This is a genomic window from Martinezella sp. CNPSo 3890 (assembly GCF_057784455.1).
The window spans coordinates 145,590-158,728 of the sequence record NZ_JBXSOR010000013.1 but is presented as its reverse complement, the minus strand read 5'-3'; the positions used below and the strand labels follow the sequence as shown (position 1 = coordinate 158,728).

The 13,139-nt window shown below is 60.2% G+C and carries 11 protein-coding genes and 1 pseudogene; 7 read left to right on the top strand and 5 right to left on the bottom strand.

The window, feature by feature from the left end; genetic code table 11:
* Nucleotides 1-36 precede the first annotated feature (36 nt).
* From AC13RC_RS25395 to AC13RC_RS25385, 3 genes are all read right to left on the bottom strand, one after another.
* Nucleotides 37-582 (bottom strand): carboxymuconolactone decarboxylase family protein, encoded by a 546-nt coding sequence (locus AC13RC_RS25395; RefSeq protein WP_488558839.1) that lies wholly within the window; start codon nucleotides 580-582, stop codon nucleotides 37-39.
* Between the two features lie 33 nt (nucleotides 583-615).
* The gene (locus AC13RC_RS25390) at nucleotides 616-1,269 is read right to left on the bottom strand and encodes a nitroreductase family protein (protein ID WP_488558838.1); all 654 of its coding nucleotides are present in this window, start codon (nucleotides 1,267-1,269) and stop codon (nucleotides 616-618) included.
* Between the two features lie 114 nt (nucleotides 1,270-1,383).
* The gene (locus tag AC13RC_RS25385; protein ID WP_488558837.1) at nucleotides 1,384-2,352 is read right to left on the bottom strand and encodes an AraC family transcriptional regulator; all 969 of its coding nucleotides are present in this window, start codon (nucleotides 2,350-2,352) and stop codon (nucleotides 1,384-1,386) included.
* A 251-nt stretch (nucleotides 2,353-2,603) separates the two neighbouring features.
* On the opposite strand from AC13RC_RS25385, the gene AC13RC_RS25380 reads away from it, so the two are divergent.
* The 4 genes and pseudogenes from AC13RC_RS25380 (at nucleotide 2,604) to xth (ending at nucleotide 4,841) form a co-directional block, all read left to right on the top strand.
* Nucleotides 2,604-3,443 carry an SDR family NAD(P)-dependent oxidoreductase gene (locus AC13RC_RS25380; protein WP_488558836.1) on the top strand — a complete coding sequence of 280 codons (840 nt, stop codon included), beginning with the start codon at nucleotides 2,604-2,606 and terminating at the stop codon, nucleotides 3,441-3,443.
* An 87-nt stretch (nucleotides 3,444-3,530) separates the two neighbouring features.
* Nucleotides 3,531-3,767, top strand: a pseudogene (locus tag AC13RC_RS25375) (LysR substrate-binding domain-containing protein); the annotation flags it as partial.
* Nucleotides 3,768-3,860: 93 nt separating this feature from the next.
* A complete protein-coding gene (locus AC13RC_RS25370) occupies nucleotides 3,861-4,037 on the top strand; it encodes a DUF3606 domain-containing protein (protein ID WP_488558835.1) in 177 nt (58 codons plus the stop codon).
* Nucleotides 4,038-4,040: 3 nt separating this feature from the next.
* Nucleotides 4,041-4,841, top strand: coding sequence for an exodeoxyribonuclease III (gene xth / locus AC13RC_RS25365; protein ID WP_488558834.1), 801 nt, complete (start codon nucleotides 4,041-4,043; stop codon nucleotides 4,839-4,841).
* Nucleotides 4,842-4,864: 23 nt separating this feature from the next.
* On the opposite strand, the gene AC13RC_RS25360 is transcribed toward xth, so the two are convergent.
* Both AC13RC_RS25360 and ligD read right to left on the bottom strand, forming a co-directional pair.
* The gene (locus AC13RC_RS25360) at nucleotides 4,865-5,638 is read right to left on the bottom strand and encodes an SOS response-associated peptidase family protein (RefSeq protein ID WP_488558833.1); all 774 of its coding nucleotides are present in this window, start codon (nucleotides 5,636-5,638) and stop codon (nucleotides 4,865-4,867) included.
* Between the two features lie 60 nt (nucleotides 5,639-5,698).
* Nucleotides 5,699-6,763 (bottom strand): non-homologous end-joining DNA ligase, encoded by a 1,065-nt coding sequence (ligD, locus tag AC13RC_RS25355; RefSeq protein ID WP_488558832.1) that lies wholly within the window; start codon nucleotides 6,761-6,763, stop codon nucleotides 5,699-5,701.
* 282 nt (nucleotides 6,764-7,045) lie between these two features.
* Here ligD and AC13RC_RS25350 point away from each other — a divergent pair, with 282 nt between their 5' ends.
* Genes AC13RC_RS25350 through AC13RC_RS25340 form a run of 3 tightly spaced genes read left to right on the top strand, consistent with a single transcriptional unit; the run spans nucleotide 7,046 to nucleotide 12,484 of the window.
* Nucleotides 7,046-7,798, top strand: a complete 753-nt coding sequence (locus AC13RC_RS25350) for an ImuA family protein (protein WP_488558887.1) — start codon at nucleotides 7,046-7,048, stop codon at nucleotides 7,796-7,798.
* Nucleotides 7,719-9,230 carry a Y-family DNA polymerase gene (locus AC13RC_RS25345; RefSeq protein WP_488558831.1) on the top strand — a complete coding sequence of 504 codons (1,512 nt, stop codon included), beginning with the start codon at nucleotides 7,719-7,721 and terminating at the stop codon, nucleotides 9,228-9,230. Before AC13RC_RS25350 ends, AC13RC_RS25345 begins: the two co-directional genes overlap by 80 nt.
* Nucleotides 9,227-12,484: an error-prone DNA polymerase gene (locus AC13RC_RS25340; protein WP_488558830.1), complete on the top strand. Its 3,258-nt coding sequence runs from the start codon at nucleotides 9,227-9,229 to the stop codon at nucleotides 12,482-12,484. Before AC13RC_RS25345 ends, AC13RC_RS25340 begins: the two co-directional genes overlap by 4 nt.
* The last annotated feature ends 655 nt before the right edge of the window (nucleotides 12,485-13,139 follow it).

Genomic DNA, 13,139 nt, shown 5'->3' with positions numbered 1-13,139 from the left:
ATCCCAACAGCTTCATGAGGTTGCGAGAGACGAGACTCAGATCGCGCCGGCCGGGGTCACGGCGGGGAAATCTTTGTCCGGATCGAAAACGTTGTTGAACAGGTTCGTCAGCGTGTACATGGCGACCAGAGCGACGATCTCGATGATGTTCGCCTCGGTGAACCCGGCATCGCGGACAACCTTCAGATCGGCATCGCTGACTTGTCCTCGGCTTTCGATAACCTTGCGCGCGAACTGCACCGCCGCATCCCGCTTCGGGTCAGTGGCGTGGCCCTTGCGAGCCAAAATGATCTCGTCGGCTGGCAGCTTGGCCATATGTTCGGCGGTGAAGCTGTGAACCGTGAGACAATAGTTGCAGCCATTCACTTCGGAGACAGCAAGGCCGATGCTGTCCCGGGTCCTCACGTCAAGCGTCTTGCTGAGCGAGCCAAGCAAGGCAGCCCATGCGTTGAAGGCGATCGGGCTTTGCGCGAAGGCCGCCATCATGTTCGGGGTGAAGCCGATATTTCTCGTGAAGGCATCAAGAGTTTCCTTGGATGCAGCCGGCACCTGTTCCGGCGTCAGAACAGTGGTTCTGGTCATGGTAGTCTCCATAAATGTTGATTGAGTTTTCGGTTATGCGAAGGACAGGACGTCGGCCACGGGCAGGCGTGGCTTCTGCGGCCAGTTGCCGGACCGCTCGGGCCCGACGGTTAGGAGCATCACCGGGATTTCATCGTCGGCGAGGCCGAATTCGCGATGCACGGCCTCCGCGTCGAAACCGATCATCGGCGTCGAACCGAGGCCGAGCGAGCGCGCCGCATAGATGATCGCCGCCGTGCCGAAGGTTGCGGAGCGCACCGCCTCGTCACGTTGCCGCTGCGGCTGATGGTCATAGAGGCTGCGGGCGGGCGCTTCCCATTCCGGCACCAGGTGGGCCGGCATGATGCCGGCTTCCACGACCGGCGCCAGGCGCTGGGGCACGGTGCTGGCGTCGGCAAGCTGGCCGATGATGATAAAAGTTACGGCGGCATCGAGGATCGCGGGCTGCTTCCACGCGATCGGATGGAGCCGGGCCTTGGCTTCAGGTGTACGGACGGCGATGAACCGCCAGTTCTGCAGGTGGAAGGATGTCGGCGCCGATGTGCCGATGCGCACCAGATCGCGGATTTTGTCGTCACTCAACGTCGCGGTGGCGTCGTAATACTTTGCGGCACTGCGGCTCAGGATGTTTTCGATGACGGCGTTGGTTGGCGCGGTCTGGGTGATTGCGTTGTTGATGTCGTTCATTGGGTGGCTCCCTCATCAAGTGATAACGGGAACCAATTTACGGGCAACGGCGATATTATCGAGACTGATTTAGCTCGATATGATGCTCAAAAGGATCATTCGTGTATTTCGTATCTACCCGGCGCGCTTTTCACCGGTTTGCGCCAGTCGGCGCCACTCGCCCGGCGTCATTCCCATCTTCTCGGCGAAGACGCGCCGGAATGCCGAAACGGATTGATAGCCGACCGTTTCGGCGATTGCCTCGGTGCTGATCGTCGGCTTCTTGAGCTCGTTGGCCGCCAGACTCATGCGCAGATCCGTCAACAGGTCTAGCGCGGAACAGCCCAGCCTGTCCTGAAAGTGCCGCATGAACGTGGCGCGCGACATGCCGCACAGATCTGCCAGATCGGGCAATTTCCAAGGCTTTGCCGGATCGGCGAGCATCGCGGTGACTGCGGGCGCCAGTCTTGGATGACCGGCGAGTGCCAACAGACCCTCGGGAGCTTTCTCCGATTCACTTGCCGCTCTGAGCACAAGGGTAAACAAAACTGACGACAGGGCGTTCAAAACCGCGCGGCCACCCGCCCGGTCGCCGGCCGCCTCCATGCGCATCAACCCGACCAGACTGGTCAGTTGATCAGCCGCGGAGCCCCCACCGTCCACTTCACGACGGTCGATTGCATGCGCCACCACATCTGTAGGCAGGTACGTGCGCATCAGCCGGTCATGGGGCGGCGCGATGAAAAATCGGCCGCACAAAAGATCGAGTTGCTCGTCGTGGCTATCGTTCTCGCTCAGCATCCAGCCGGCAGTTCCTCGGTGCTGTCGCGTTGCTATGGGTGTTTCCCCGCTGCCATCATGGAGCACGTGCGCCGCGCCGCGAGGCAGCAATAGGATATCTCCGGCGCAAAGTTCTTTCGTCGATTTGGTCTCCGGATGCTCGAAGATGGCCCGACCCTTGACGATCACGTGGTAAGGGATCTCATTCGCCGCAGCCCGCGGCCATGCAACTCGCCATGGTGCGCCATATGAACACCGGACCTCGAGTTGGCCGGTGACGCTGACGATTTGCAGGAGATGACTCAACCAATCGGCTTCGGACATGGAACCTCGCGGGCTTTCTTGACTAGACATCTCACGTCACCTGCCACATTTTCCATGTTTTCTCCATCTACTGCAAAGGAAAGCGACGAAGGTCATGCGCCAGCGCGTCGTCCAGCGGCTCCTGATACGATGCCTTGAAATTGGCCGTTACCGCGAAATCGAAGTCGAGCCGCCGTCATTGCCATCAGCCGCCGAGGCACACATATTTTTGTGTATCCAGATCGATTTTTTAAAACGCAGTAGGAGTAAACATGGCCCGCCTTTCAAACATGGTCGCCGTCGTAACAGGCGGCGGCAGAGGAATAGGTCGAGAGATCGCTCTACAGCAGGCTAGGGAAGGGGCGAAGGTCGCCGTGTTGGCGCGAACGGCCACCGAGATTGAGGAAACAGTCTCTCTCATTGAGGAAGCGGGCGGTGAAGCGATCGCTGTTTCGACGGACCTGATTGACCTTGCCGCCGTTGAAAGTGCCTTTGCTCGCGTTGCGAGCGAATTGGGCCCGATCGACATTCTCATCAACAACCACGGCTCATTTCAGGGCTTTGGTCCTATTTGGGACTGTGATCCCCTTGTTTGGTGGCGGGATGTCGAGATCAATCTTCGTGGTACATTCAACACCTGCCGCACGGTCGCCCCCATGATGTTGGCGCGGGGGAACGGTCGGATCGTAAACCTCGTTGGTGGCGGAACGGGCAACAGCTTTCCTCACGGCTCTGGCTACGCGTCCAGCAAGGCCGCCATCATGCGTCTCACCGAGTGTCTGAACGACACAACCATTGGCAACGACGTGCGCGCATTCGCCGTCGATCCCGGTCTTGTTCGCACGGCAATGACCGAGTTGCAGCTATCGTCGGAGGCCGGGAAAACGTACTTGCCCGGAATCCAGAAGCTTTTTGAGGATGGTGTCAACATCGAACCGTCACGGGCTGCGCTGTTGATTGCCGACATCGCTGCCGGACGTTTCGATACTCTGGCTGGCCGTCTCTTGCGCGGTGTCGATGATCGCGATGCGCTCGTAGAGGAGATGGATGCCATAGTCGCGGCAGACGGCAGAGCATTGCGTTTTAGTTTCGTCGAACAAGCTAAGCTCTGAAGATATTCTTGGAGGTTGGAGAGCCCCGTTTGTAGAGTGCCTGAATGAACAGGCGCCGCCGATGGAACCGCTGCACACTATCCATCCGTAAATTCATGTCCGCGGGTTCGCACCGCCGTCCTGTCGCATATAGGCCTCGCGGTTGCCTCCGACTGGATGTTTGCGCCGGAACTGGCCGATGGGCACGGTGCAGCGCGTCCTAGAAGACTGGAACTTCCGACGATCGATCTTTGGGCGGTGTTCGCCACCGGCAGGCTGGCAGGTGCAAAGGCACGCGCGTTTGCCGATTTCGCGGGATCGATCGTTGCTGCGGACAGCATATAGGCTTGATGGTTGACTTGTTCGCACCGCGGGCGGCCGGAACTTCTTGAATCGGCGTTCGTTTTCCGGTGACCGAAATTACTAGGAGGACTGCAAATGGCAACCACATCCCGAGGCAGAGCGCAGGATCGAGCCAAGGTCGCGGCCGGACAGGATCATGAAGTCCGTTACGAGGCAAAGAAGGAAGCTGTCTCGAAGGACACGGTGAAGAAGACCGTGAAAAACGCCGGGAACTCTCGCAAGAAGGTCGAAGCGGAAATCGCCCGACACTAGGCCGTGAAGCTCGCCACCTATAACGTCAACGGTGTCAACGGCCGGCTCGAAGTCCTCCTCCGATGGCTTGAGGAGGCCGTGCCGGACGTCGTCTGCCTGCAGGAGCTGAAAGCGCCGCAGGAAAAGTTTCCAATAAAGGCGATCGAAGCAGCCGGTTATGGTGCCGTCTGGCAGGGCCAGAAGTCCTGGAACGGCGTCGCGATCCTTGCCAAGGGTCAGGAGCCTCATCTCACGAGAAAAGCTCTGCCCAGCGAACCGGAAGACGAACACAGCCGCTACATCGAGGCGATCGTCGACGGCATCGTCATCGGCGGGCTCTATCTGCCGAACGGCAATCCTTATCCCGGCCCGAAATTCGATTACAAACTCCGCTGGTTCAAGAGGCTGCACGACTATGCGGCGGAGCTGCTCGAGCTTGAAGTTCCGGTCGTGCTCGCGGGCGACTACAATGTCATGCCGACGGAGATCGATGTCTACAAGCCGGAACGCTGGACGAACGACGCGCTGTTTCGCGTGGAAGTCCGCGAGGCCTATAAGAACCTTGTCGACCAAGGCTGGACCGATGCTCTGCGCCACCTGCATCCAAACGAACGCATCTATACCTTCTGGGACTATTTTCGTAATGCCTATGCCCGCGATGCTGGATTGCGGATCGACCACTTCCTGCTGAGTCCCGAGGCGGCATCACGGCTGTCGAAGGCAGAGGTCGACCGGCACGTGCGCGGGTGGGAGCACACAAGCGATCATGCCCCTGTATGGATCGAACTGTCAGACGAACCGTTGAAGAAGCGGAAGAGTAAGTGAGAGGGGCCTGGAATGCCAGCGAATCACAACAGACTGTCTTGCGCCACCGGTTCGCCGGATTTCGACACGATCGATGATCCATACGGTTCACGCGACAAGATTATCAGCGCATCGTTTGGAAGTGGTCGAGCAAGCTCCCTTGCCTCGTCCCATGGCGCCCGCATCCAGATGTCGGTTTCGTCCTTTGTCAGCAACAATACCGGCATGGCCTTCTCGTGGATCGGCTTCACGAGATCGTTGGGATCCGTAGTCAGAAAGCCATAGAGGTCGTCGGTTGTGAGCCCGTCCCGGACTTTGCGGACGCTCGTCCACTGCGGCACATGGATGCCGGCGAAGAACATAAGCGATTTCGCCTCGTCCCGGGCAAACCACGCATTCGGCACCTTGCCGCCAGCTTCCTGGCTTGTCGGATCCGGTTCGGCAAAACTCGTCACCGGGACCAAGCACCTGTTTTCGACACCGAACCACCGCGTCCAATGCGGGAAATTCAGCTTGCGGACGTTGGTCGTGCCGCGGTCGGGTTCCATGCGGATCAGTTCTTCAAGGTCGAAGGGTTTGCCCTTGGCTGCGAGCTTTTCGGCCTTGGCTTTAGCGCCTTTCTCGAGTGCGAAGCGGGGAGAGGGCAGGCCCCATCGCGCATGCACAAGCTGCTTCTTTCCGTTAGCCGTGTTGCGGACGATCGGCCCCATCTGGTCAGGGTTCATCTGATAGGCCGGCATCAGGTTGATCAGGCTTTCGGCATCCTGGGCCCATTTCGCGACCCAGTCCTTGTCTTCCATCCGATAAAGATTACACATGGCAGCAATCCCCTCCGTTGCGACCGAATGCAGTTTGTACCGGCGTGTTGCGCCGGCTCTCTAATCGAGCTTGTAAACGTCGGAATTGTCCTGACGTTCCCGCAAGCCCTTGTAGGATGGATGGCGCAGTTTGCCATCGCCGGTCCACGCCCGAAACTCGATCTCGGCGATCAGCGTCGGCTCCACCCAGACAATGTCGGCTTTCCCGGGATAGGGAACGGGCGGCTGTTTTCGCCTCCAGCGCAGCTTGTCCAGCATCTTGCGCAGGCGGATAGCCTCGGCTCCCTTAAAGCCCGTGCCAACGCTCCCGACATGGACGAGATCATGGTCCCGGTAGGCGGCGAGCACGAGCGAGCCAAAACCGCCCGGTGAAGCCGCAGAAGGCTCATAGCCGACGACCATGAACGCTTCGCTCTGCACGCATTTGACCTTTACCCAGTCGCCGGTGCGGCCGGAGCGATAGGGCTGATCCAGATGCTTGCCGACGATGCCTTCGAGGCCGAGGCGACAGACGTTCTCCAGCAAGACAGTGGGATCTGCGTCGAACGTCTCTGAAAGACGAATGGCTCCATTCACGTCACCCGCTGAGCCGCTCAACGTGTCCTCAAGAAGATGGCGGCGCGACCGGTATTCGACCCCGCGCAGATCGTGGCCGTCCAGATAGATAAGATCGAAGGCGTAGAGAACGGCGTTGGAGGCACGATTGCCAGCTGCCTTGCCGGAAACGCCGAGTGACTGCTGCAGCAACCCGAAATCCGGCCGGCCTTCTTCGTCGAGCACAACTGCCTCGCCATCGATGATCATGGTTGCCGGCCCGAGCGCGTGAGCTCCCTCTGCAATCGCCGGGAACCGGTGCGTCCAGTCATGGCCGCCGCGAGTGAGGATGCGGATCCCTGTCGGCTCGATATGGACCGCCAGGCGATAGCCGTCCCATTTCAGCTCCCAGCTCCATTGATCGCCGCTTGGGGGCTTCGCCTTCAGCTCAGCAAGCGCCGGCTCGACGCGGTCGGGCATCGGATCGAAGAGGAGCTGTGGCTGCGCCGGATTGCGTTTCCTGCGCGGCTTCGAGCGGAGAGGAGCTTCGCTGTCACGTAGGAGCGGTTTTGATCTGGGTGGCTTTATCATGCCTTGGAGTGCAGCACAGAAAGCTTAAGAACATGACGACGATCTGAAGACTGTCCCCGCTATCCACCGGCAGGGCCTAAGCACTCAGAAACATGAGTCAAAATAATTTTTAGCTCTACACGATTGATTCCGTTTGGAATCTTCAGGATCGCTAATGGTGGGGAAATATTCCTAGGCCGGGGACCGCTTGACTCTTTATCACTGACGGAACAGATAGTGAACATATCGCCGCCCGACATGATGTCGAAACCGCCAACGCGACCTTGAAGGGAGCCGTGAATGATGACTGCTGCCCGCGAGAGGGTGATCTGTGATTTGCGCGAACGCATCGCGTCGATGGAGGGCGCGCAGGGCAGACGTGCCGGATGTCTTCCCTTCGGCGTGCCAGAGATCGATGCGGTCTTGCCGGGCGGTGGCCTTGCTTATGGAGCGCTACACGAGTTTGCCGGTGGCGGCTCAGGCACCGTCGATGGGGCGGCGGCCGCGCTCTTCGTCGCTGGAATAGCCTCCCGGACAAAGGGGCAGGTGGCATGGTGCCTGACGAGACCAGACCTCTTCATGCCAGCGCTGGCACAGGTCGGCCTTCATCCCGACCGGGTCGTGTTTGTCGAGGGGGACAAGGAGGAAGACGTCCTGGCGAGCATGGAGGAGTGCCTGTCCTTCGGCGGCCTAGGCGTCGTCGTCGGAGAACTCGTTCGACTGCCGATGACGGCCTCGCGGCGTCTCCAGCTCGTCGCGGAAAAGACCGGAACCATGGCCATCGCCGTCCGCCGCTGGAGACGGCAGACGGAGGCGAATGATTTTGGCCAGCCGACGGCGTCAACGACGAGATGGCGCGTCAGCGTCATGCCGTCGGAGGCACTGCCGGTACCGGGGGTGGGCAGGGCTCAATGGTTTCTGGAATTGATGCGCGTGAAAGCGGGTGAGTGTGCTGAGTTTCTCGTGAGAGCGTGTGATGACAAGGGTCGTATCCATTTATCTTCCCGATCTGCCGACGGATCGAATACGGCGCGCGGATCCCTCCATTCCGCCTGAACAGGCCATTGCCGTGATCGCCAAGTCGGGGTCGAAGCGATGGGTCGCTGCCGCCGATGCGGCCGCTCGCAAAGCGGGGGTGAGGCCAGGGATGCCTGCCGCGAAAGCGCAGGCGATTTTCCGCGACTTGATGATGGTCGAGGCCGACCCTGCGGCGGACGCTGCTGCTCTTGAACGGATCACCCTTTGGGCATTGACCGTGTATTCGCCGATCGTCGCCATCGACGGGATCGATGGCATCGTCATGGATACCGAGGGCGCCGATCACCTTCAGGGCGGAGAACTCGCCATGGCGACGAAGATCGCAAACCAGTTCTTAGGAAGGAAGCTGACTGCCCGCGTCGCCGTCGCCGACAGCTGGGGCGCCGCTCATGCCTGCGCGCGGGCGATCAAGAGGGAGACCGTCATCGTGCCGAGGGGCGGCACGGTCCGCGCCGTCGAGAAGCTTCCGCTTTCGCTGCTGCGCCTTCCGGAAAAGATCGTCGCCGACTTGAGGACGCTGGGCTTCCAGACGATCGGCGAACTGGCGAACACGGCTCGTGCCCCGCTGGCATTGCGTTTCGGACCCGAGATCGGGCGCCGTCTGGACCAGATGTTTGACCGCATGTCCGAACCGATCGAGCCGGCAAGAGCGCCCGAGTGGATCGAGGTGTCGCGGTCATTCGCCGAGCCAATCGGTGCGGCCGAGACGATCAACAAATATGTTGGAAGGCTCGTCACGCAGCTTGTCGGCGAACTTCAGCGCCGTGGCCTCGGCGTTCGCCGCACGGACCTGATCGTTGACAAGGTCGACGGCACGCGTCAGGCGATCCGTGCCGGAACAGCCAAGCCTGCCCGGGATGTCGCATGGCTGACAAAACTGTTTCGCGATCGGACGGAGAAGATCGAGCCGGGTTTCGGGATCGAGAAGCTAACGCTCGTTGCCGTCATGTCCGAAGCACTGGACGAGGAACAGCGCTCGTCGTCATTGGTCGAGGAAGAGACGACGGACATCACGCCTCTTATCGATGTCCTTGGAAACCGCGGCCAGCGCGTCTACCGCTTGACGCCCGTCGCGTCGGATGTCCCCGAGCGCAGCGTCCGGCGTGTCGCTGCTGCCTCTGAGCCGCTCGGTGAGATCTGGACGCATCACTGGCAACGACCCGTTCGACTGCTCGACAGGCCCGACCGCATTACGGCGATCGCCCTGATGCCCGACTATCCGCCACGAAGCATCACCTGGCGCGGCCGCCGGCACAATGTCGTGCGCGCTGATGGGCCAGAGCGCATATTCGGGGAGTGGTGGAAGCGCGACAGCGAGTTCGAAGCCGTCCGCGATTATTATGTCGTCGAGAACGAAGCGGGCGAGCGCTACTGGATTTTCCGTTCCGGGGACGGCGTCGATCCAGAGACGGGCGATCGGCAATGGTACCTGCATGGGATCTTCGCATGAGCTATGCCGAGCTTCAGGTCACGACCCATTTCTCGTTCCTGCGGGGCGCATCCTCGGCGCAAGAGCTGTTCGAGACCGCCAAGATCTTGGGGATCGAGGCACTCGGCGTCGTTGATCGCAATTCGCTGGCCGGGATCGTCCGGGCACTGGAAGCCTCGCGTGCGACAGGCGTCAGGCTTGTCGTCGGCTGTCGTCTCGATCTGGCTGACGGCATGTCTCTGCTGGTCTATCCGACGGACCGTTCCGCCTATTCGCGTCTGACGCGGCTGATCACGCTCGGCAAGTCGCGCGGCGGCAAGAACAACTGCATTCTGCACTGGGATGACGTCATCGCCTATTCCGACGGCATGATCGGCATTCTCGTGCCGGATCTGCCGGATGCCACATGCGCGGCGCAGCTTCGCAAGATGGCGGGGTTGTTTGGCGATCGCGCCTATGTCTCACTCTGCCTGCGCCGACGACCGAACGACCAGATGCGCCTGCACGAGATTTCCAACATGGCGGCGCGGTTCAAGGTGAAGACCGTCGTCACCAACGACGTGCTGTTTCATGAGCCGGGCCGGCGGCAATTGCAGGACATCGTCACCTGCATCAGGCACAACACCTCGATCGACGATGTCGGTTTCGAGCGCGAGCGCCATGCCGATCGTTATCTGAAGCCGCCCGAAGAAATGGAGCGTCTGTTCCCGCGCCACCAGCAAGCCCTGGCGCGAACGATGGAGATCGTCCGGCGCTGCAAATTTAGTCTCGAGGAACTGACCTACCAATATCCGGAGGAAGCCATCGTACCTGGCAAGGATGCCCAGGCCTCGTTGGAGCATTATGTCTGGGAATGCGTGCCGGATCGCTATCCAGAGGGACTGCCGCTGGATGTGTTGAAGACTGTGCGGCATGAGCTCGATCTCATCCGCACCATGAAATATGCACCTTACTTTTTGACCGTGTTTTCGATCGTGCGCTTTGCCAGAAGCCAGGGCATTCTCTGTCAGGGCAGGGGATCGGCCGCCAACAGCGCCGTCTGCTATATTCTCGGCATCACATCGATCGATCCCTCGACCAATGATCTCCTCTTCGAGCGTTTCGTCAGCCAGGAACGCGACGAGCCGCCTGACATCGATGTCGACTTCGAGCATGAACGGCGCGAGGAGGTTATACAGTGGATCTACAAAACCTATACCAAGGACAAGGCGGCACTCTGCGCGACCGTCACCCGTTACCGGGCCAAGGGCGCAATCCGCGATGTCGGCAAGGCGCTCGGCCTGCCGGAGGATGTCATCAAAGCGCTATCGTCAGGAATGTGGTCCTGGTCGGAGGAGGTCCCGGATCAGAATATCCGCGAGCTCAATCTCAACCCTGACGACCGGCGCTTAGCGCTCACCCTGAAACTGGCGCAGCAGCTGATGGGGGCGCCGCGCCATCTCGGTCAGCACCCCGGCGGCTTTGTCTTGACCCACGATAGGCTTGATGACCTCGTGCCGATCGAACCGGCGACGATGAAAGACCGGCAGATCATCGAATGGGACAAGGATGACGTCGAGGCACTGAAATTCATGAAGGTGGATGTCCTAGCGCTCGGCATGCTCACCTGCATGGCCAAAGCCTTTGATCTCATCCGGGAGCATAAAGGCGAGGCGATCGATCTTGCGACGATCCGCCAAGAGGATCCCGCCACCTACGAGATGATCCGCAAGGCGGACACGCTTGGTACCTTCCAGATCGAAAGCCGCGCGCAGATGGCGATGCTGCCGCGGTTAAAGCCACGCACCTTCTACGATCTCGTCGTGCAGGTGGCGATCGTGCGGCCGGGCCCAATCCAGGGTGACATGGTGCATCCCTATCTCCGCCGGCGTGAGGGCAAGGAAGACGTCGTCTATCCGACGCCGGAGCTGGAGGCGGTGCTTGGCAAGACGCTCGGCGTGCCGCTGTTTCAAGAGTCGGCGATGCGCGTCGCCATGGTCTGCGCCGGCTTTTCCGGTGGCGAGGCCGACCAGCTGCGCAAATCCATGGCGACCTTCAAGTTCACTGGCGGCGTCTCGCGCTTCAAGGACAAGCTGGTTTCGGGGATGGTCAAGAACGGATATTCGCCCGAGTTCGCCGAAAAGACCTTCTCGCAACTCGAAGGTTTTGGCTCCTACGGCTTTCCGGAAAGCCATGCCGCCTCCTTCGCGCTGATTGCCTATGCCTCGAACTACATCAAGTGCCACTATCCGGATGTGTTTTGCGTAGCCCTTCTCAACAGTCAGCCCATGGGTTTTTATGCGCCTGCCCAGATTGTTGGCGATGCGATCAAGCATGGCGTTGAGGTGCGGCCGGTGTGTGTCAACCGCTCGCGCTGGGACTGCACGCTGGAAAGGATCGGCAGCAGTGATCGGCATGCCGTGCGACTTGGGTTTCGCCAGGTCAAGGGGCTGGCGGCCGCGGATGCAGCTCGCATCGTCGCGGCCCGCATGAACAGCCCGTTCGCCTCTGTCGATGACATGTGGCGGCGGTCCAGTGTTCCGACGGAAGCGCTTGTCCAGCTGGCAGAGGCCGATGCGTTTTTAGCCTCGCTGAAACTCGAACGACGCGATGCGCTCTGGGCGATCAAGGCGCTGCGCGACGAGCCCTTGCCCCTGTTTGCCGCCGCGGCCGAGCGCGAAGCGACGGCGATTGCGGAGCAGCAGGAGCCAGAGGTGGCGCTTCGGCAAATGACCGACGGACACAACGTCATAGAGGACTACAGCCATACCGGGCTGACGCTGCGCCAGCATCCTGTTGCCTTCCTGCGCAAGGATCTCTCGGAGCGAAACATCATCACTTGTGCAGAGGCTATGAGTGCTCGGGACGGCCGGTGGGTTTACACGGCGGGGCTCGTGCTGGTGCGGCAAAAGCCAGGGTCGGCCAAGGGTGTGATGTTCATCACCATCGAGGACGAGACGGGACCGGCCAACGTCGTTGTGTGGCCGACATTATTCGAGAAGCGCAGGCGCATCGTGCTGGGATCGTCGATGATGGCGATCAACGGCCGCATCCAGCGGGAAGGGGAGGTTGTCCATCTCGTCGCACATCAACTGTTCGACCTCTCAGGTGATCTCGTCGGGCTGGCCGATAGGGATACGGAGTTCAGGCTGCCGACCGGGCGCGGCGATGAGTTTTCCCATGGGGCAGGTCCGGATCCACGGGATAAACCGAAGCCGGTTGTAACCCCACGCGACATGTTCGTGCCTGACCTTCATATCGATACGTTGAAGGTGAAGAGCAGGAATTTTCATTGATATGATTGGTGACTAGGGTGTTCTCTGCTCGAATTCCAGCAAGAGCGCATGGTGACGTCCGCGAGCGGCATTTTAGTGTGCATTAAATTCGCTCTGCGGTCGACAGATGGTCCCCGCGTCACGGGTTTCGCAGGGTAGATCTTCCTATGTTCAAGACGTAGACTCAAGCGGCTGCCACGGATACGACGGAATGATCCAACCACCTCCACATCCGGGACGCCCAGTATCGTAAGGGGTTGAGGCACTGGCAAGTCGGCCGACTTTCGCTTACGCGCGATCGCCAGCCAATCACTTCGTTGCCTATGGCACCGCGGATTGGCGCGTTTGCCATCGACGTGCCGCGATGATTGCTATCTCGCTCAGAACGCGAAACGACCTATGATGAGGTTGCTACTCCGGTTAACGAAGATCAGTATCTCCTTAAACGACGAGAAATTTTTTGCCGGTAGCCGGCCGCCGGTATCGAGCGATCTCGCTCTGGTTCAATATATCTGCAAGCGCAATCTCCGCCGCGTAGTCCGTCCGGAATGTAGTCGTCAACTCGCCCAACATACGCGAACGCAGCGCATCGGTGGCGTTCGCGCCGATCTTCTCGATATGCCAGCTCATCAGCCATCCACCAACGCTCCACGCTGTGCCGATGTTGGGTCTCAAC

What these genes read in the sequence shown, in the direction of transcription:
- AC13RC_RS25395 (WP_488558839.1), bottom strand. Translation starts at nt 582, where the DNA reads ATGACCAGAACCACTGTTCTGACGCCGGAACAGGTGCCGGCTGCATCC.
- AC13RC_RS25390 (WP_488558838.1), bottom strand. Translation starts at nt 1,269, where the DNA reads ATGAACGACATCAACAACGCAATCACCCAGACCGCGCCAACCAACGCC.
- AC13RC_RS25385 (WP_488558837.1), bottom strand. Translation starts at nt 2,352, where the DNA reads ATGTCCGAAGCCGATTGGTTGAGTCATCTCCTGCAAATCGTCAGCGTC.
- AC13RC_RS25380 (WP_488558836.1), top strand. Translation starts at nt 2,604, where the DNA reads ATGGCCCGCCTTTCAAACATGGTCGCCGTCGTAACAGGCGGCGGCAGA.
- AC13RC_RS25370 (WP_488558835.1), top strand. Translation starts at nt 3,861, where the DNA reads ATGGCAACCACATCCCGAGGCAGAGCGCAGGATCGAGCCAAGGTCGCG.
- AC13RC_RS25360 (WP_488558833.1), bottom strand. Translation starts at nt 5,638, where the DNA reads ATGTGTAATCTTTATCGGATGGAAGACAAGGACTGGGTCGCGAAATGG.
- ligD (WP_488558832.1), bottom strand. Translation starts at nt 6,763, where the DNA reads ATGATAAAGCCACCCAGATCAAAACCGCTCCTACGTGACAGCGAAGCT.
- AC13RC_RS25350 (WP_488558887.1), top strand. Translation starts at nt 7,046, where the DNA reads ATGACTGCTGCCCGCGAGAGGGTGATCTGTGATTTGCGCGAACGCATC.
- AC13RC_RS25345 (WP_488558831.1), top strand. Translation starts at nt 7,719, where the DNA reads ATGACAAGGGTCGTATCCATTTATCTTCCCGATCTGCCGACGGATCGA.
- AC13RC_RS25340 (WP_488558830.1), top strand. Translation starts at nt 9,227, where the DNA reads ATGAGCTATGCCGAGCTTCAGGTCACGACCCATTTCTCGTTCCTGCGG.